9 protein-coding genes and 1 pseudogene are annotated in these 20,270 nt (G+C 73.2%); 5 read left to right on the top strand and 5 right to left on the bottom strand.

Features of this window, described 5'->3' with window-relative positions:
- Positions 1–178: 178 nt before the first annotated feature.
- Complete coding sequence (locus BL254_RS08370; protein ID WP_157180371.1) at positions 179–1,177, top strand: family 16 glycosylhydrolase; 999 nt, start codon at positions 179–181, stop codon at positions 1,175–1,177.
- A 152-nt stretch (positions 1,178–1,329) separates the two neighbouring features.
- On the opposite strand, the gene BL254_RS08375 is transcribed toward BL254_RS08370, so the two are convergent.
- Positions 1,330–2,334, bottom strand: coding sequence for a CAP domain-containing protein (locus tag BL254_RS08375; RefSeq protein WP_076843058.1), 1,005 nt, complete (start codon positions 2,332–2,334; stop codon positions 1,330–1,332).
- Positions 2,335–2,583: 249 nt separating this feature from the next.
- Here BL254_RS08375 and BL254_RS08380 point away from each other — a divergent pair, with 249 nt between their 5' ends.
- A complete protein-coding gene (locus tag BL254_RS08380) occupies positions 2,584–3,465 on the top strand; it encodes a class I SAM-dependent methyltransferase (RefSeq protein WP_235433274.1) in 882 nt (293 codons plus the stop codon).
- Positions 3,466–3,575: 110 nt separating this feature from the next.
- On the opposite strand, the gene BL254_RS08385 is transcribed toward BL254_RS08380, so the two are convergent.
- Entirely contained in the window at positions 3,576–7,295 is a 3,720-nt protein-coding gene (locus tag BL254_RS08385; RefSeq protein ID WP_076842999.1) for a UvrD-helicase domain-containing protein, read from the bottom strand.
- 229 nt (positions 7,296–7,524) lie between these two features.
- Here BL254_RS08385 and BL254_RS08390 point away from each other — a divergent pair, with 229 nt between their 5' ends.
- Positions 7,525–13,092, top strand: a complete 5,568-nt coding sequence (locus BL254_RS08390) for an AAA domain-containing protein (protein WP_076843000.1) — start codon at positions 7,525–7,527, stop codon at positions 13,090–13,092.
- A gap of 240 nt (positions 13,093–13,332) precedes the next feature.
- Here the strand turns inward: BL254_RS08390 and lysS are convergent, their stop codons facing one another.
- Positions 13,333–14,808, bottom strand: coding sequence for a lysine--tRNA ligase (lysS, locus tag BL254_RS08395; protein ID WP_076843001.1), 1,476 nt, complete (start codon positions 14,806–14,808; stop codon positions 13,333–13,335).
- A gap of 187 nt (positions 14,809–14,995) precedes the next feature.
- On the opposite strand from lysS, the pseudogene BL254_RS28235 reads away from it, so the two are divergent.
- Positions 14,996–15,982: pseudogene (locus tag BL254_RS28235) on the top strand (D-alanyl-D-alanine carboxypeptidase family protein); the annotation flags it as partial.
- Between the two features lie 485 nt (positions 15,983–16,467).
- Here the strand turns inward: BL254_RS28235 and BL254_RS08405 are convergent.
- Both BL254_RS08405 and BL254_RS08410 read right to left on the bottom strand, forming a co-directional pair.
- Positions 16,468–17,631: a YihY/virulence factor BrkB family protein gene (locus BL254_RS08405; protein WP_076843003.1), complete on the bottom strand. Its 1,164-nt coding sequence runs from the start codon at positions 17,629–17,631 to the stop codon at positions 16,468–16,470.
- A gap of 127 nt (positions 17,632–17,758) precedes the next feature.
- Positions 17,759–18,676 (bottom strand): serine hydrolase, encoded by a 918-nt coding sequence (locus BL254_RS08410; RefSeq protein ID WP_047221699.1) that lies wholly within the window; start codon positions 18,674–18,676, stop codon positions 17,759–17,761.
- Positions 18,677–18,806: 130 nt separating this feature from the next.
- Between BL254_RS08410 and BL254_RS08415 the strand changes: the two genes are divergently transcribed.
- On the top strand, positions 18,807–20,057 hold the full coding sequence (locus tag BL254_RS08415; protein ID WP_371390298.1) for an NAD(P)/FAD-dependent oxidoreductase: 1,251 nt from the start codon (positions 18,807–18,809) through the stop codon (positions 20,055–20,057).
- The last annotated feature ends 213 nt before the right edge of the window (positions 20,058–20,270 follow it).

The following is a 20,270-nucleotide window of genomic DNA, read 5'->3' on the forward strand; positions in this document are numbered from 1 at the left end:
TACTCCTGTTAGGATGCTGGAACGTCGCTCGTCGGCGCTAGGTGTGCGCACAGGGGCGTGTTACGCTGCCCTCCGCCGGAGGGGACCGGACATGTAAGGACTCGTGTTGCCCAGACTTCAGTCCTCCGCACCGACCAAGTCCAGATTCAGGACTCGGTGGCGGCTCCTGGCGATGACGTTGACACTACCAGTGGGCGTCGCCCTGGCGGGCTGCCAGGCTCCTCGCACGTCCACGTCACCGGAGTCCTCCCCGTCCGTCTCGTCCATCGGGCAGCAGGCTGCCAAGGCCTACCTGGCAGCGCATCCGTCGCCCGGCGCGTCCGCGGCCGCGGGCGGTCAGCCGGCTCAGTCAGCACCGCCCACGGCGGAGCCGGCACAGCAGGCAGCGCCCACGCAGGCCCAGGCCCCGGCCCCGCCGGCGGCGAACCCGCTTCGCCTGCTGCTCGCGCCCGCTCCCGCCACGCGGCCACCAGGGCTCGACGACAGTTGGCGCCTGGTGTTCGGCGACGAGTTCGACGCACCTGTGCTGGACACCGCCAAGTGGGTCACCAACGTCTGGCAGGGCGCCCAGTGCGGGGCCAACTCCGGCAACCACGGCTCGCAGAACTGCTACTCGCCGTCCGCGGTGACGCAGAGCGATGGCAAGGCGCATCTGACCGCGAGCAGGGCCCCCTACAACTTCAAGGGCAGGACATTTCCGTACACCAGCGGCATCATAAACAGCGACCAGCGGTACTTCTTCACCTACGGTTACGTGGATGTCCGCGCCAAGCTGCCGAAGGGCAAGGGGTTCTGGCCCGCGATCTGGCTGTACAACCCGGCCTACACACTCGATGAGATCGACATTATGGAATTCATCGGTGAGGACCAGACGACCATCTTCCAGACGCTGCACACCAGGCACGGCAGTGAGAACCAGTTCAAGACCAGGCACTCGGACTGGAGCGCCGACTATCACAACTTCGCCGTCAGGTGGGAGCCAGGATCGCTGACCTTCTACATCGACGGCGTGCAGACCGGTCACCTGACGAGCCTGGTTCCTTCGGAGAAGATGTACCTGATGGTGAACCTGGACGTGGGCGGCTCCTCCAGCTGGGGCGGTGCGCCCAACAGCGCCACTCAGTTCCCCAGCAGCGTCGACATCGACTACGTCCACATCTACCAGCAGGCCCCGTAACCRCTGACAGGCCCCATGGGCCACAGCCCTGCCGAGCCGGCACGGGTTGCCGGATCGACCGGTCACCGCCACCGGTCGATCCGCACCGGCCGCGGTGACCTGCAGACTCGACAGACCGCTCCGACAGCCTGCTTTCCCCCGCGGTTTCCCTGTCAGGCGGGCGTGCCGAAAACCTGGGTCCAGTAAATGCCGTAACTACCGCCACGCGCGTAGCCGACCCCGATCTGGGTGAACTCCCCGTTGAGGATGTTCCGACGGTGGCCGGGGCTGTTCATCCAGCCGTCCATCACCTCCGCCGGGCTGTTCTGACCGGCCGCGACGTTCTCACCCAGCATCCGGTAGCGGTAACCGGACGCGGTCGCACGGTCGGTCATCGTCCGGCCGTCCAGGCTGACATGGTCCATGTAGCTGTTCGCCGCCATGTCCTCGCTGTGCCACTGCGCCGCCAGGAGCAGGCAGGCGTCCACGGTGAGCGGAGACTGGCCCAGCCTGCCCCGTTCGACGTTCACCAATGCCACGACCTGCGAGACGACGTCTCCCCTGGTATCGGCTCCCCCGATATCGACTCCCCTGGTGCCCCCGCCGACGGCCGCACCGGCGGCGGGCGAGGCGGCCGGCCGTGCCGGTGCCGGTGGCGGTGGCGGGATCACCGGTAGGCCCGCCGGCGCGGCGCCGTCGTCGTCGTCGACCTGAACGCCGAAGTCGCGGACCAGCCCGGCGAGGCCGTCGGAATAGCCCTGGCCGAGCGCCCGGATCTTCCACCCGGCCCCACGCTGGTAGATCTCCGCGAGCAGCAGAACGGTCTCCTGCCGTGGCCGCGGCGGGGTGAAGCGCGCGACGGGGGTGCCGCCCCGGCCACGGACGTTCAGGACCGGTGGCGGCAGTTGCCCGAGCGTCACACCGGTGTCGGCCGGGCTCACGACAACGACCACCCTGGTTGCCGCCGGACGCAGCCGAGGCGGGTCGATGCTGGCGCCGTCATCGGTCAGCCGGGCCCCGGGCGCGGACGGCTGGTTGTAGAAGACGAAGTCGCCGTCCCCGGCGACCTTCCCGTTCCCGCTGATAATCAGGAGCGACAGGTCGAACGGCCCGGCCACGTGAACGGACAGCGCGCCGTCCGGCAACGACCGGTTGGCACCGGCGACCAGCTCAATCATGATCACTCCGAGTGGTCCGAGCAGGTGGGTCATGGCGGCCGGCCGAGGGCCGGGCCGTCCGGTTCACCAGCGCGCTCTCGATCGCTCTTACAAGGACGAACAAGTGTCACGTATCGTCCCGGCCGAACGGCGCCGACGCCGGTGCTGGTATCCGACATCCGGACGATGATCGGAAAGTCTTCCCGATTCGTGCGAAGACGTCCGAAAAGATCACATTTCGGCCCCGGTCGGGGGTGTTAGTGTCCCGGCATGGCCGAGACGGTGTCCGCCCCGCGCGAATCCCCATCCATCCCAGATGCGCACGCCATCGCCGGCGGCGGGCCAACGGGAACCCCGGAGACGGCACCGACAGCCCCGGCACGGGCGCCACGTTCTGGAGCGACGCCCACGGGCAGCGCGCCGGCGCCGATCGCCAGCACCTCGATCGGGCGGTCCGTCCGGCTCTTCCGCGCAGCCCGGCGCGAACCGGTCGACCCGGCCGGCTTCTACTCGCTGCTCGCCGCCGACTCCGTGCACCAGCTCAGCCGCTTCACCACGCTGGCCGGCTCGCTCGTCCTGGACGTCGGTGGCGGCCCCGGCTACTTCCGCAGCGCCTTCCAGCAGGCCGGCGCCCACTACGTCTGGGTCGAGCCGGACATCTCCGAGCTGAGCGCCGGTGGCATCGTGGAGCCGGGCCGGGTGCTCGGCAGCGCGTTGGACATGCCGTTCGCCACCGCCTCGGTGGACATCTGCTACTCGTCGAACGTCCTGGAGCACGTGCCGGACCCGTGGCGGATGTGCGAGGAGATGGTGCGGGTCACCCGACCCGGCGGGGTGATCTTCCTGAGCTTCACCAACTGGCTCTCACCCTGGGGCGGGCATGAAACCGCGCCCTGGCACTATCTCGGCGGCCACCGCGCGGCCCGGCGCTACGAGCGCCGCACCGGGACCCCGCCGAAGAACCGCTACGGCAGCAGCCTGTTCGCGGTGTCGGTGGCCGACGCCCTGGCCTGGGCCCACGGCCACCACGGCATCGACGTCGTGGCCGCCATGCCGCGCTACCTGCCGGCGTGGACCAGGCCGATCCTGCGGGTGCCGGGTGTCCGGGAGGTCGTCACCTGGAACCTCGCCATGGTCTTCCGCCGGCGCTGACCGGCCGCCGGCACCGCGACCAGGCTCTCCGCGGCCCTTCCCAGCCCTTCGCGGCCCTTCGCGGCCCTTCGCGCGTCCGCGATCAACGCTCCCGGGACGGTGGGCAGCGGTCAGATCAGCCGGAGCTGGCGGCCCTGGTTCGGGCGGGCCCGGCGGGGCCGGGGCGGGCCGGAACGGCGCTCGAGCAGCGGCGCACCCAGGCTGTCCAGGAAGGGCGAGGGCCGCACCTCGGACACCTGCCGGCCACGGCGGGCCGCATGGGTGAGCACAAGCTGCTCCCGGGCCCGGGTCATGCCCACGAACAGCAGCCGCCGCTCCTCCTCGTCACCGTCGTCGCTGCCGTCATCACGCCCGGTGAGTCCGGCGCCCGCACCGGCACCGCTGCCGGCCGGGGACGCGCCCGCCCACCGCAACGGCAGCAGGCCGTCCTCGCAGCCGATGATGACGACGAACCCGAACTCCAGCCCCTTGGCGGCGTGCAGCGTCAGCAGGGAGATCCGGTCCGCCCGGGGGTCGAAGGTGTCGACCTCCGCGCCGAGCGCGATCTCGGAACAGAAACGCTCCAGGTCGTCGCCGCACTCGGTGGCCAGCGGGGTCAGGACGTCCAGCGCGTACCGGATCTCGGCCTCGTTCGGCGGTCCGGCCGGAGGCGGCGGCGATGCGGGCCCGGCCGGTGACGCCGGCCCGCTCCGGGCGTCCGGCGCTGTCCCGGGCAGGCTGCCGGAGGATGCCGGGCCGCCACGGCCGGGCAGGCCGGCGGCGTTGTCGAGGGCGATCTGGGCCGCCGCCCGCAGCCGTGCGAGAACACCGCGGCCCCGCGCCGGCACCGTGTCCGCTGGGAGCACGGGGGCCGCGGGGATCCCGTCGGCCGGCGTGTCGTCGCCGACGAGCTCCAGCAGGTACGCGACGCCCGGGGTGTCCGCGAACCGGTTGTGGGACCGGCGCTGGAAGGGGAACCCCTGCCGGTCGAGGGCGTCCATCACCGGCCGCGCCTGACGGGCGGTGCGGTAGAGCACCGCGATGTCGGAGAAGGACAGCCGGGCCTGCCCCGTCCCGTCCACCCCGGTGTCGAGCGCGTGGAAGGACGTGCCGCCCAGGGCCTCCTCGATGAGGCCCACGACGACCGATGCCTCGTCCGCCTCGTCGGCGGTGYGGCGCAGCAGTACCGGAGCGCTGTGCGGATGCTCCCCGACCGCGCGCAGGGTCCGGCCGGGCACCAGGGTGGCCGGTTCGATCAGGCGGACGGCCGCCTCGACGATCACGGGGGTGGAGCGGTAGTTGCGGGTCAGCGACACCACCTTCGCGTCCCGGAAGTCGTCCCGGAAACGCAGGAAGAAGCCCACGTCGGAACCGCGGAAGGAGTAGATGGCCTGGTCCGGGTCGCCGATCGCGCACAGGTTCGCCGCCGGCACGGGTTCCGGTGGACGGGCGGGCGAGGCGTCGCCGAAGCGCCCGGCCAGCATGGTCAGCAGGACGTACTGCAACTCGTCGACGTCCTGGTACTCGTCGACCCAGACGTGCTGCCAGCGCGCCCGGTACTCGTCGGCGATCTCGGGATGCTCCCGCATCGCCAGCACGGGCAGTTGGACGAGGTCGTCGAGGTCGACCAGGTTGCGCGCGCGCAGCTCACGCTCGTACCCCCGCGCCACCACGGCCAGCTCGTGCCCGTCGGTGGGCTCCCCGAGCGCGCGGGCGCGGCGCAGCCCGGCCAGCGCGCGTCGCAGTCGCTCCAGGTTGCGCGTCCCCGACGCCGTGCCGGCCAGCGCCTCCCGCAGGATCTGCGTGCGCACCGCCTCGTCCGCGACCGCGACATCCGGCCCCAGGCCGAGGCGCGCGTGCTGCTCCTGGAGCATCCGCAGCCCCAGGCCGTGGAAGGTGGTCGCGAAAACGCGCGACGCCTGCTGCGGGATGAGGGCGTCGAGCCGTTCGCGCAGTTCGGCCGCGGCCCGCCGGGTGAAGGTCACTGCCAGGCACTGCTCGGCCGGCACCGCGCACTCCCGCACCCGGTACGCGATCGAGTGGACGAGGGTGCGGGTCTTGCCGGTCCCCGGCCCGGCGACGATCAACAGCGGGCCGTTCGTGACCGCTGCCGCGGCGCGCTGCTCGGCGTCGAGAGCGGCCAGGGCGGACGCGCCGGGCACCTCGGACGGCACGCCCTGCGGTGGCACATCCACCACGTCGGCGGCAGGCCCATCAGAGGGACGCGCGCCGGCGGCGGGCCCGTCGGGAGATGGCGACCAGGAGGATGGTCCGCCGGGGAGCGCGTCCGCGGTGGGGACACGCTGCCCGGGAGCCGGCTGCGTCGGATACACCGGACTCGTCAGGCCCGTGGGGCTGTCCACCGCGGGCGGGGCCGCGGATAAGGCACCGGATCGGACGGACGGCGATGCCGGGGATGACGTCGGCGAGGACGCGGCCGTGGACGGTGCCAGCGCGGTACGGACGGCGCGGCTGCCCCGGCGGGCGGTGCGGGCCCGGGAGCCGCCCGGGGCCGTTGCCGTGCCGGTCGGTGTTGCCGTGCCGGCCGGTGTTGCCGTGGTGGCGGCGAGGTCGAACAGCGTGCCCGCGTCCGAGCTGAGTTCCTCCGGGCGGAAGAGGCGGATGACGCCGTACTCGCCGTCATATCCGGCTTCGCGGATCACCTCCTCGTTCCGCAGCCGGCGGATCGCCTCCACCAGCGCGGACGAGCCGACCTCGGCGATCGCGTCCAGCGGGACCTCGGCGAGGATCCCCAGCTCCGGGCCGAGCCGGGTGGTCAGCGTCGTGACCTGCGCGGCCACCGCCTTGCTCTTCGGCCCGACCCCGAGGATCTCCCCCACGACCTCGGGCAGCGCCACCAGCGAGCGCACCTCGCCCGCGGTCGGCGGGCGCAACCCCTCGGTCCGGTCGGCCAGCGTGTCCACCCGGTGCAGGACGCCGACGGTCAGCGGCCGTCCGCACTGCGGGCAGCGCCCGTCCGCCTGCCGGGTCTGACTCGGCTCGTAGCGGACGTTGCACTTGCGGTGGCCGTCGAGATGGTACTTGCCCTCCTCGGGGAAGAACTCGATCGTGCCGGCGAACCCGTCCCCGGTGCGCAGCGCCGCGAGCATGGCGAAGTAGTCGACGTCGCAGGTGAACGCGGTCGCCTCCCGGCCGAGCATGGGCGGGGAGTGCGCGTCGGAGTTGCTGACCAGGCGGAACCGGTCGAGCCCGGACAGCCGCCAGAACATCGGCGGGTCCGCGGACAGGCCGGTCTCCAGCGCGAAGATGTGGTCGGCCAGATCGACGTAGCAGTCCTCGACCGCGTCGAAACCGGACTTGGAGCCCAGCACCGCGAACCACGGCGTCCACACGTGGGCCGGTATCAGGTAGCAGCCGTCGCCCGCGCCGAGGGTGATCTCCAACAGGTCACGCGAGTCCAGGCCCAGGATGGGACGCCCGTCCGCGGCGAGATTGCCGATCTTCGCCAGGCTCGCGGTGATCCGGGCCGCGGCGTCGGTGCTCGGAGCGTAGAGAAGATGGTGGACCTTGCGGGTCCGCTCCCCCCGCTTGTAGATCGTGGAGATCTCCGTGGAGAGCATGAACCGGGTCGCCACCCGGCAGGACGCGGGCAGGGTCCGCAGCACGTCCGCCTCGAGGTCGGGACGCAGCCGGAACAGGCCGGGTTCGGCCGGCACGAGCTTGGTGGCGATCTCCTGCGACCAGGCTGGGTGGGTGAAGTCCCCGGTGCCGATCACCTGGATCCCCTTGCGCGCCGCCCACCAGGCAAGATGCTCCAGGTCGCAGTCACGGCTACAGGCCCGTGAGTACTTGGAGTGGATGTGCAGGTCCGCAAGAAACCGTGAGCTCACAGCTGGGTATGTTGTCGCACCCGCGCGCTCGCACACACGGCGGCCTGCCGGGCCTGGCCACCGGCGCTCTTCGGCTGGCTCCCGCCGCCGCTCGCCCGCGACGCCACCCGGCATGACCGCCTCCTGGTGGGACGGGTCATTATGGGCATTGCCGCAACGGGGTGTGTCCGCCGGTGTGCGCATCCGGCCATCGGAGGAGCCCGTGGGGCTGTCGCGTCCGGAGAGGACTATGACCGAACAAACGGCTGTCCGCCAGCCACGCCATCACGACGAGCCTCATCACGACGAGCGGCCCGGCGACGGGCGGCGTCGTGAAGGGCGAGCGGGGCAGCACGGCGAGGAACGGTTCGGTGCGGGACAGCCCGGCGGGGAAAGCGGTGGCGGGCCGGCGGCCCACGCCGGACGCCGCCTCGACGACCGGCGCCGGGCCGCGCTGACCGACCGGTGCCATCGCCTGGTCCGGTTCCTGCGGGAGATCGCCCTGGCCCAGGCGCCGCGGGTCACCACGGTCGACGAGCATCCCGTCGTGGTGTGGCTCGACAACCTTCCGGACGGCCTGTCCCTGTTCGAGCAGGCCGGCCCCGGCGAGGTGCTGCTGTCCGCGCCCGCCGCGGCGGCTCTGCCACCGCCGCCGGCGCTGCCCGGCCAGCTCACCGGCTGGGTCGTCATGGCCGAACCGGGCGAGCCGGTCGAGGAGTTCCCGCCGCTGCGCGAGATCGGCCCGCGGACCCGCGTCGAGCTGCGGCCGGACGGCATCCAGCGTGAGATCACCGAAACCATCCGGCTCGCGGACGCGCCCGAGGTTCAGGCCGCCTACGCGCAGTGGCTGCCGGCCTGGCGGATCTGGGCGACCAGGGCCCGCGCGGACGCCGACCGGCGGGCCCTGCACAACGTCCTGCACACGGTGGCGCAGCGCCTGGCGCAGGAGGGCGACGCGCTCGAGCTGGTGCTCTGCACCGGCCTGCTGTCCTGGCACGCCCCGACCCCGACCCCGACCCCGGCCCCGCCCCCGGCATCGGCGTCCACGGCGCGCCCGTCTGCCGCACCCGGCCCGTCCACAACCGGCATGCCCTCGCTCGGCACGTCGGCAACGATCACGTCGGCGACGATGCCGGGCCGGCCCCCGCTCGGCCCGGCGGCGGCACGCCCGCCCGCGACGGGCGGCCCGCCGCCTGCTGCCGTCGAGGTCCGCCATCACCTGCTCGCGACCAGGCTGCTGGTGGAGATCGACACGACCAGCTCCACCATCCGCCTGCGGCTGCCCGCCGAGGCCACGACCCGGCTGGAGGACGGCAGCCTGCTCGACGGGGTGGCGGCGTTCCGGCCGGAACGGACCAACGCGCTGCACGAGCGGCTGCGCGGCCGCCCCGCGGTCCCCCTCGGCTCCGAGGACGAGCGGGCGCTGCGGGACTGGCTGACCCTTGCCGTGGACGTGTCCACCGACGGCTACTCGCCGTCCTGGCAGCCGGCGGCGCGGCCGGCCGGCCCACGCCCGCAGGTGACCTTCGCCCCGGCGCTGGTGCTGCGCGCCCGCGGCCGGGCGGCGCTGCTGAACTACTACGACCAGATGCTGGACGCGCTGCGCGGCGACGGCCCGCCGCCGCTCGGCCTGGTGCAGCTGGTCGAGACGCTGGAGGCCGACGAACGCCTGGCCTGGCTGGCCGCGGACGCGGCGCCCGACGGTGCTGTCCGGGCCGGCCCGGACAGCCTGGACGGCCCGCCCGGCCCGGGCGGCACCGCGCCGCTGTTCCCGCTGCCTGCGAACCCGGAGCAGGCCCACGTGATGGAACGTCTGCGCCGGGACAACGGTGTCGTGGTGGAAGGGCCGCCCGGGACGGGCAAGACCCACACGATCGCCAACCTGATGTCCGCGCTGCTCGCCGAGGGCAAGCGGGTGCTGGTCACCAGCCAGAAGGCGCAGGCGCTGCGGGTGCTGCGGGAGAAGATGCCCCCGGAGCTGCAACGGCTGTGCGTGTCACTCACCGACCTCGACGACACCGGTTCGACCGAGCTCGCGGTGAGCATCAGCGCGCTCGCGGCGGAGAAGGCCGCCTTCCGGCCGGACGACCACGACCGGCGGATCGCGCGGCTGCGCTCCCGGCGGGACGACGCCGCCGCCCGCCGGGCCGAACTGGCCGAACGGATCCAGCGGCTGCGCGCGGCCGAAGGTGCCCACCATGACGGCTCGCGGGTGGCGCCGGGCTGGGAGGGCACCCTGGCCCGGATCGCGGCGCGGGTCCGGGACGAGCGCGCCGCCCACGGCTGGCTCCCCACCCCCGTGCCCTGGCCCGCCACCGGCGGTGGCCAGGACAGCGCCAGCCCTGGCGGTCATGTCACCGACAGTGACAGGGGATACGGCGGCGGCGGTGCTGCTGGCGGGTGCGGCCCGGTACCTGCCAGCGACGATCACGGTGGACGCGACAGCCACGGCGAGCGCGGCGGGCCGCCGCCGGCGCCCCTGGACGCCGCCGAGGCGGCCGAACTGCTCGCCGTGCTGCGCTCCCGCACGCCTGCCCGGGCCCGCCGGCTCGCCCAGGGCCTGACCGATCCGGACCTGCTGGTCCCGACCGGCACGATCCGCCAGCTGCTGGCCGCCGAACGGGCCGCCTCCTCGGTCGCCCACGACAGCACGGTCACCCTTGCCGAGCCGGTCGCCGCCCTCGCCGACCGGCTTGCCGGGCTGTCTCCGGCGCAGGTGGACGCCCTGCGGGCGGTCGCCGCGGAGCTGACCGACGCGCTGGCCCTGGTGGCGGGCCACCAGGGCCGCTGGGCGTGGGTGCGGACGGCGCTCGACGACGCCCTCGCCGGCCGTGACACCGTGCTGTGGACGAAGATCGCTTCGACCGCGCCGGCCGTCGAGCAGGCCGCCAGCGCGCTCGAGCGGGTCGGGCTGCGCACGGTCGTCCTGCCCGCGCTGACCGAGCGGGGGCCCGCGAACGCGCAGGTGCTGCTCGCCCACGGCGAGGCGCTGCGGGCCCACCTGGCGGCCGGCCACGGTCTGCGCGCCGTCTTCCCGTCGAAGGCCCAGAAGAACGCGGCCCTGCTGCTCACGGAGGCGACCGTCGACGGTGTCCCCCCGCGCACCCCCGACCTGCTCGACGCGGTGCTCGCCCGGCTGACCGCACAGGTCTGCCTGGAGACGGCGAGCAACGCCTGGGCGCTGGTGGACGTACACATCGACCCGGACGCCGCTCCCGAGGTGCGCCTGGCCCGCCTGCACGATCTGGCCGACGCCCTCGCCGCGGTCGACCGGGCCCGTGGCGCGCGCGACCGCGTCCTTGGTGTCCTGGCCTCCTTCGGCGTCCCCGGCCACCCCGGCATGCCGGACGTCCCGGGTGCTGCCGGCACGGGCGCTCTGGCCACCGCCGGCGGCTCCCTCGGCGTCACGCTCACCGGCGCCAGGGCCTGCCGGGATCTTGCCGCCGCGGTCGAGGATGTCCGGCTGCGTCAACATGCCACCGCCGCCACCGCGGATCTCAGCCGTATCCACAGCCGTTACCTGGCGGCGGCCAGGACCGGGACGGCCGCACCGGAGCTGGGCACGCTCGCGGACGCGCTGGCCGCCCGCGACGTCACCGCCTACAAGGCGGCCCGGGGCGCGCTCGAGGCGGCCGACAGCGAACGGGACGCGGAGCGGCGCTGCGTGACTCTGCTGGCGCGCGTACGGGACGCGCACCCGGCCCTGGCCGTCCTGCTGGAGAGCCTGGCGCCGGGTACGGCCGACGGCGCCAAGGCCGCGGCCGGGACATCGGATGCCGGAACGGTAGATACGCTCCGTAACACCGAGCCGGCAGCCGGCAGCCGTCCGGGCGACGCGGACGCGGCCGAATGGGATCAGCGGATCGCCTCCTTCCCCGCGGCATGGGCGTGGGCCTGCGCGGCGACCTGGCTGGAACGCTCGCGGACGGCGGCTGGTGAGACCGACGTCGAGGCCGAGCTCGACGCCGCCGAGGACGCCCTCGCCGCCGCCACCGCCGAGCTCGCCGGCGCGCTCGCCTGGAAGCACTGCCTTGGGCGGATGGGCGCCGAGCAGTCCGCGGCGCTGCGTTCCTACGCCGACGCGGTCGCCGCGGGCGGCAAGTTCACCGGCCGCTACGCGCAGCGGTACCGGCAGGCCGCCCGGGAGGCGATGCGGGTCGCCCAGACCGCCGTCCCCGCCTGGATCATGCCGATCGGCGAGGTGCTGTCGACCATTCCCGCCGTCCGGGACTGTTTCGACGTGGTGATCGTGGACGAGGGCAGCCAGGCGGGGCTGGACAGCCTGTTCCTGCTGTGGCTGGCGCCCCGCGTGATCGTGGTCGGTGACGACCGGCAGTGCACCCCGGCGGAGGCGAGTTTCGAGGAGCTGGAACCGGTCTTCCAGCGTCTCGACACGCTGCTGCCCGACGTGCCGGGCTGGCTGCGCATCGCGTTCACCCCCCGGTCCAGCCTGTTCACCCTGCTGCGGACGAGGTTCGGCGAGGTCATCCGGCTGCGCGAGCACTTCCGCTGCATGCCGGAGATCATCGAGTGGTCGTCCGCGCTGTTCTACCGGGACGCCCCGCTGGTGCCACTGCGCCAGTTCGGCGCGGACCGGCTGCCGCCGCTGCGGTCGTGCCACGTCCCGGGTGCGGTCACCTCCGGTGTCGCCGGCGGGCTGCGCAACGCGGCCGAGGCCGAGGCGCTGGTGACCCAGGTGCTGGCCTGCGCCGACGACCCCCGCTACGACGGGCTGACCTTCGGCGTCGTCGTGCTGCAGGGCAGCGCCCAGGCGGAGCTGATCCGCGGCAAACTGATCAGCCGGATGTCCCCGGCCGAGCAGCAGCGCCGGCGGCTGCGCGTCGGGACCCCACCGGACTTCCAGGGCGACGAACGGGACGTGGTCTTCCTGTCGATGGTCGTCGCGCCCGACACCCCCACGCCGTCGCTGACCCGGCTGGAGTACCAGCGCAGGTTCAACGTGGCCACCTCCCGTGCCCGCGACCAGGTGTGGCTGTTCCACTCGGTGACCACGGGCGACCTGGAGTCGACCGACCTGCGGCACAACTATCTCAGTTACGTCCTGTCACAGACGTCCGTGCGGCCGTCCGTCACCGTCGGGGTGGACGCCGGCCCGGCCCCCGCCGTGTCCGCGTCCGTTCCCGTGCCGCGCGACGTCCGCCCGGACATCCCGCACCCTCGCTTCGACACCCTCTTCGAGCAACGGGTCTTCCGTGCCCTGCGCGAACGCGGCTATCTGGTGTGGCCCCAGGTCGAGGTGAACGGCCGGCGCGTCGACCTGGTGGTGGCCGGCGGACGCGCCCGCCTCGCGGTCGAGTGCGACGCGGACACCGCCGTGCCGCCCGAGCGGATCGCCCACGAGTTCGCCCGCGAGCGGGAGCTGCGCCGGGCTGGCTGGCGCTTCTGGCGGATCCGCCAGTCGGAGTTCGAGATCGATCCGGACGCCGCGCTCGCCTCCCTGTGGCCGGCCCTGAGCGCCGTCGGGGTGACACCGGTGGCGCCGCACGCGGCTCGTACCGCCCGGGGCGGCACCGCCCCCGTCGATCCGGCCGGAGCCGGTCACGGATCGCAGCCGGCACCACCCCGTCCGGGCACACCGGCGGACGACGCGCCCGGGGACGACATCTCCACGGACAACATCCCCACGGACAACACGCGCAGGGATGGCGAGAACGCCAGCGGCGATGATGTCGACACGGCTGACACGGCGGCCGGCGGTCGGGCGGCCGGCGCACCAGGAGCCGGCGAACACCGCTGGACGCCAATCCCTCTGAGCGACCTGGAAGGCCTCGACGACGCCCTCGGCGCCCTGACCTAGGACTCCCGACCTGGGACCCCTGACCTGGGACATTGTCCGATCAGCGCTCTCGGTCAGCCGGCATGGCTCCTGCCCGCGGCCGCCCACACGGGCCATGATCTGAACGAGTTTGTCGTTGTGCACGCTTTTCAGGCGAAACAGCGTACACAGCGACAAACTTTCGACGATCTTCTCCGGTGGCCGGCGCCTGGTGGCGCGTCCGTTCGCCGGGCCGGGAGCCGAAGCCAAGCCTGGCCCTGGTCAGGCGTCGGCGTCGGCGTCGGYGTCGGCGTCGGGAGCAGCCTGGTCGTCGGGGGTGTGCTGGCCTTTTCTGGCGCCGCGCATGGTGGGGAAGAGGACGACGTCGCGCAGGGTGGGCGCGTCGGTGAGCAGGGCGGTGAACCGGTCGATGCCGAGGCCGAGGCCGGACATCGGTGGCATCCCGTACTCCATCGCCTCGATGAAGTCCTCCTCCAGCATCATGGTCTCGTCGTCGCCGGCCTCGCGCAGTTCGGCCTGCTCCTCCAGCCGGGTTCGCTGCTCGGCCGGGTCGACCAGCTCCGAGTACGCCTTGACGATCTCCCAACCGTTTACCACGACCTGGAACATGTCGAGCCGGGTGGGGTCGTCGTCGCTGCGCCGGGCCAGCGGCACCAGCTCCGCCGGGTGGTGCACCAGGAAGCACGGCTGGACGAGCCCGGGCCGGACCGTCTTCTTGTACAGCAGGTCGACGAGTGCCGCGTACGACGGCGCGTTCTCGACGTCCAGCCCGAGGCCGGCGACCCGCTCCCGCAGGGTCGGCAGGTCGCGTACCACGGCGAGGTCGATGCCGGTGCGCCGGGCGACCTCGGCCCGGTAGTCCAGCTCCGGCCAGTCGGCGCCGAAGTCCAGCTTCACGCCCTCGTAGGTGACGGTACGAGTGCCGAGGACGTCGTCGAGCACCGCCAGGATCAGCTCGCGGACGAAGGCCATGTTGTCGCGGTAGTCCCAGTAGGCGGCATACCACTCCAGCATCGTGAACTCCTGGAGGTGGGAGGAGTCCATGCCTTCGTTGCGGAAATTGCGGCCGAGCTCGTAGACGCGGTCGAAGGAGCCGACGACGACGCGCTTGAGGAACGTCTCCGGTGAGATCCGCAGGTAGAAGTCCTCGTCGAGCGCGTTGTGGTGGGTGACGAACGGCCGGGCGGCGGCGCCGGAGGCCGCCTCCTGCAGGATCGGCGTCTCGACCTCGAGGAAGTCGTTGTCGTCGAGGAACCGGCGGATCCGCTGGATCGCCTTCGCCCTGGTCCGGAACCGCGCCCGGGACTCGTCGTTGACCAGCAGGYCGAGATAGCGGCGGCGGTAGCGGGCCTCCACGTTCGACAGGCCCTGCCATTTGTCCGGCAACGCGCGCGCCGTCCGGTTGAGCACGGTGAGATCGGATACCGCTACCGTCCGCTCACCACGACGGGTGGTGTAGAGGCGGCCGGCGACCCCGACGAAATCGCCGATCTTCAGCGCGCGGGACCACTCCCTGATGGTGTCCGCGCCCAGCTCGTCCCTGGACAGGGAGACCTGGACACGCCCGCTGCGGTCCTGGATGTGCCCGAAGATCAGGCCGCCCATCCGACGCCAGAGCACCACCCGGCCGGCGAGGCGGACAGGCGTACCGTCGGGCGCTTCTCTTGCCTCGGCAGCCACCGAGTCGGTGCGATAGCCGGACCGGGGCCCGCTCACCCCGGACTCCTCCGTTGACATCAACACACCCTATAGCGAAACGACAACCCACCCGCGCCGACGCCCAAAGGGGGGATCACGTCCAGCGGACGGCACACGTCGACCACGGTATGTAGATCATGGTATGTGGGCGCTGTGGCAGTGGTTGGAGGGCGACACGGCGGGGCTTCTGCGGCCGCGGTGGAGTGACCGACAGTAACTTGGCTGGATGCTTCGGACTCGCCGACGCTTCAGGACGCCAGCGACGGGCCGCCTGGCCCTGGTCCGGCCCATCCGCCTGCCGGCTTTCCCGCCCCTGGTGGTGATCCTGGTGGCGGCCCTGGCGGGGTGGCTGATCGTCGGAGTCCCGGCCGCCGGGCCGGTTGCCGCAACCGCGGTGGCGCCGCCACCGACTCCCCCCGTACCGGCACCCTCACCGTCCCCACTGCCTCCCGCACCCTCCTCGCTGCCCGCACCGCCGCCTCCGGCATCCCCGCCGGACACTCTCGGTGGCCCGGCGCTCGACAGTCGCGGTGTGGCGGTCAGTCCGCAGGCACTGCCGCCTCCCCCGCAGGTCACGGCCGCCGCCTGGCTCGTCRCCGACGCCGACAGCGGCGCGGTGCTCGCGGCGCGGGACGCGCACGGCCAGTACCCGCCGGCAAGCACACTGAAGATCCTGACCGCGCTCGCCGTGCTGCCTCGGCTGCCACTGGCCCAGCAGGTGACGGTCAGCGACGCGGCCGCGCGGGTCGACGGGACCCGGGTCGGCCTCGTGCCGGGCATGACCTACAGCGTCGCCGAGCTGGCCACCGCCATGATCGTCGCAAGTGGCAACGACGCGGCCACCGCGCTCGCCGAAGCCGCCGGCGGTACCGCGGCCACGGTCACGCTGATGAACCGGATCGCCGCGGATCTGGGCGCGCGCGCCACCCGCGCCGGGGATCCCACCGGCCTGGACGCCCCCGGCCAGGCCACATCAGCATACGATCTTGCCCTGTTGGGCCGGGCCGCTCTCACCAGCCCCGCGGTGAAGGGGTTCCTGACGATCCCGCGGGCGACGGTCCGTGGCCGGGGCGGCGTGTCCTTCGAGATCCAGAACCACAACGACCTGCTCGGTTCCTATCCGGGGACGATCGGCGTCAAGAACGGCTACACCGCCGCGGCGGGCGCCACCTACGTCGGCGCGGTCCGGCGTGGCAACCACACGCTCATCGTCACCATGTTGCGGGCGGCGCCCGCGTACGCCGGCGACGCCCGCGCCCTGTTCGACTGGGGGTTCGCACACGTCGGCTCGATCGCCGCGGTCGGGCAGCTGACGGGCAGGGCCGACGCGGCGGTACGCGCCGAGCCCGCGGCCCACGTGGCCCACGCGATCGCCAGCGAGCCGGCACGGGCAGGTGCCGGTCGCAGCGGGGGCGCCGGCCAGAACGAAGCGGGCCAGCAGGAGGCCAACACGGACGGACATGGCACGGCGGAGGCGTCCAGCGGCGGTCACACCGTCGGCCTGGTCACCTGGATCGCCATCGCGGTGACGCTGCTCGCCATGGTGCTGACCCTGCGCCGGCGGCATCGTGCGCGGCAGCCGTCTCCGGGCATCGGCACGCGGCCCGGGACGGCGGCGCGGCCCGCCGTGACGCGGGATCCGTCCGCGTCCGTGGTCGCGGGCACGGCATCGCGGACCGGGCTCGTCCGGATCGTGCCTCAACCGCGCGGTGACGGTGCCGACGGCCCCGGCCGGGGCGCTGGCGCGTCCACCCGGTCATCGACGGAGCCCGCAACGGCACCAGCGGGTGATCCGGCGGCCGACGAGCCGGCGGGCGCCGGCCCACCGGGCGGTTCGGCCGCTCTCCCGGCGGCCCCGGCACCGCCATCCGGGACGGCGTCAGCAGGCTCACCGGCACCGCCGTCCGGGACGGCGTCAACAGGCTCGGCGGCATCGTCATCCGGGGCAGTCGCGGCGGTGCCGGACGGGACGACGTCGGAGTCGTAGGGGGCGGTCACCGTCCACGCCGCGACCAGGAGGGTCCAGCGCAGCACGATGTTGATCCAGATGAGCAGACCGACAATCACCGCGAACGTCCCGTACACGGGGTTGTCGGTCATCATCCCGACCAGCCAGGTGCCGAGCAGTTTGAGGCTCTCCACGCCGACGGCGCCGAGCAGGGCTCCGCGCACCGCTCGGCGACGGTCGGTGATCGACGGCAGCCAGAGGAACAGACACAGAAAGACCGTCACGTCCAGCGCCAGCGCGATGCCGAGGGCGAGCAGCGTGGTCAGCACCGTCGCCGCGGTGCTCCCGGACAGGCCGATCCCCTCCAGGAACGTCCCCGACACCGAGGTGATGACACTGGTCACCGCGATGGACGCGAACACGATCAGCCCGAGCCCGACGAGGACGCCGAGGTCCCGCAGCCGGCGCACCAGCGCGTTGCCGACGTCCACGCTCTGGTGCCAGATGATCCGGATGGYGTCCCGCAGCGCGTTGATCCAGGCCAGCCCGGCCAGCAGCAGACCGGCCAGACCGATCAGGCCGACCCCGACCTTCGAGTTGCCGATACTGGCGATGTCGAGCTTGTCCGCCATCCCCGGCAGATAACTGTTGATCTGGTTGACCAGTTCCTGCTGGACGTTCGGATACGCGTCGACCACGAACCCCGTGATCGAGAAGGCCAGCGCCACCAGCGGGAAGAAGGACAGGAAGGCGAAATACGTGGCAGCCGCCGCGAGTCGGTCACCGCCGTCCTCGGCATACCGGCGGTAGCCGCGTACGGCATGGTCGACGAAGGGTCTTCTGCGGCGCACGGAACCCGCGGCGTCGGACGCCTTCCGTGCCCCGAAGCGGACCGCACTGATCGGGTTAGCCACCAGTGCTAACTACCCAAAAGCTCGGCGCCGTCACGCCTGGCACGCCCGTTGTACCGGCCGGGCGGCGGGATCCGCTCGGCGCCCGGCCCCCGACGGACGCGGGAGCGCGCCGGCACGGGTAACACGCTCAGCGCGGGATACCGTCCGCGCGGACGGCGGCCACCACGTCGTCGGACAGCACCGGCCACGCCTGCGCTGCCCAGGTGCCGAACTCGCGGTCGGTCAGGGCCACGCAGGCCGCTCGCGGCACGGGATCCACCCACAGGAACGTCCCGCTCCGGCCGAAGTGGCCGAACGTGGCGGGCGAGTTGGTGCTGCCCGTCCAGTGCGGCTGCTTCCCGCCGCGGATCTCGAAACCGAGCCCCCAGTCGTTCGGCTTCTGCGCGCCGAAGCCCGGCAGCACACCAATGAGACCGGGGAAGGCCACCGACGTCGCCAGCGCGAAGGTGGCGGGGGCCAGCAGGCGCGGCGCCAGCAACTCGGCGGCGAAACGGATTATGTCGTGCAGGTTCGACCACACCGCGTGTGCGGGCGAACCCCGTAGCTCGGAGGAGCCCATCCCCAGCGGCGCGAACACGGACTCGGCCAGGTAGTCGGGGAAGGCGATCCCGGACGCCTTCTCGAGCGTCTCCCCGAGGATCTCGAAACCGGTGTTCGAGTAGACCCGTCGCGCCCCGGGCTCGGCCAGCAGCCGGCTGCCGGCGAACTCCAGACCCGAGGTGTGGGCGAGCAGGTGCGCGACGGTCGAACCCGGCGGGCCCGCCGGATCGTCGAGAGCGAAGACCCCTTCCTCCACGGCGATCAGCACCGCGTAGGCGGACAGCAGCTTCGACACYGACGCCAGCCGGAACAGCCTGTCCGCGTCCCCGACCGACCCGGCGACCGTGACCGCGCCGAGGGCATCGCCGGTGCCGGCGGCCGTGCTGGAACCGTCAGGACCGCTGGAACCGGCAGGACCGCCGGGATCCGCGGAACCTCCGGAGAGCAGCACCGCGACGGCCGCGTTCTCCACCGGCCAGGCGTCCACCTGCGCAAGGGCATCCACCTGATGAACTGTACGAACCTCCTCACGTGGGTGTGCGCCCAACGCACTGGGACACTGGGCCGATGTGGCAACACCGACATCTCCCGACAGCATGAGCACGTCCGCGACCGTCTCTCCGGCGGCCTCCACCGTGGTCTCCTCCACCGCGGCTTCCGCGGCGGCCCGCACGGCGGCGTCCGGGACGGCGTCCACGGCCGGCCCGGCCGGGACCATCGACCTGCTCGTCGTCGGCGCCGGCCCGGCCGGCTGCGCCGCCGCCCTGCGCGCGCTGCAGTTGCGGCCACGCACCCGCGTCGTGCTACTCGACGCCGCGGACTTCCCCCGGGACAAGGCCTGCGGTGACGGCATCGCCCCGCACGGCCTGGACGTTCTGCGCGCGCTCGGCGTGCCGGACGCGGCCGCCGGGTTCACGCCGGTGGACCGGATGCGGCTGCGCGCGCCGGGTGGCGCGCAGGTGGCGACCCCGTGCCCACGGGCGAACTACGTGGTGCCACGCAAGATCTTCGACGCGCGCCTGGTCGCCGCCGCCCGCGCGCGCGGAGCCGTCCTGCGGCGCGAGCGGGTGCGCTCGGTGGCGGCGGGCGGCGGCGCGGGCGAGCCGGTGGTGGTCAACGGTCACTTGCGGGCCCGGGTGGTGATCGGGGCGGACGGGGCGAACTCGGCCACCCGGCGGGCCCTGGGCATCGGGCCGAACCCACCGGAGGCGCTGGCCATCGCCGTGCGCGGGTACGCCGACGCGCCGTCCGCCGACCGCCCGCCCGAGCAGCTCATCGAGATGACCGACGAGGGCTGGCCGGCCTACGCCTGGTCGTTCCCGATCGGGGATGGCCGCGCCAACATCGGCTACGGGATGCTGCGTTCCAAGCTCGACGAGCTGCACGGCGGCGGCGACGGTGGTGGCCGGGCCGTCCTGCACGGCACCCTGGCCCGGATGCTTGCCGACCAGCCCGCGTATCCCGGGACGCTGCGCGCCCACCACCTGCCCCTGTCGACCTGGCGGCCCCGCCAGCCCGACGGCCCGGTGCTGCTCGCCGGAGACGCCGCGTCGCTGATCAATCCGCTCACCGGCGAGGGCATCTACTACGCCCTGCTGTCAGGGTCGCTCGCCGGCCAGACCGCTGTCACCGCCGCGCCGGGCGCGGCCGGCGCGGTCTACCGGCACGCCCTCGAGCGTGAGCTCGGGCGGCACCTGCGCCACACCACCCTGCTGGCCGGGCTCGCCGGCCGGCATCGCACCCTGATGGACGCCGCCGTCGCGGCCGCGAGCCACCGCACCGAACTCTTCGACACCCTGCTGGAGATCGGCCTGGGACGCGGGACGATCCCCGCCGCGTCACTGGCCCGGCTGGCCGTGCGCAAGCTGGTGGCCGGCTGGCGGTGAGCGCACCGGCCGGGGCGGGCTGCGGGCTCGTCAGCCGGCCGGCGCCCTCATGCCGCCGATGCCTGCCGCTCCGCCCGGCCGTGCCGCTCCGCCCGGCTCGTCCCGTGGGCCGGTTTCGTCCCATGGCCGGTGGTACGGCCATGGGACGATCGACCAGCCATCGACCAGTCATGGTCCGCTACGGCAATGCGTCGTCACAGCCGGCAGCTGTTA

This window comes from Protofrankia sp. BMG5.30, from assembly GCF_001983005.1.
Lineage (GTDB): Bacteria > Actinomycetota > Actinomycetes > Frankiales > Frankiaceae > Protofrankia > Protofrankia coriariae.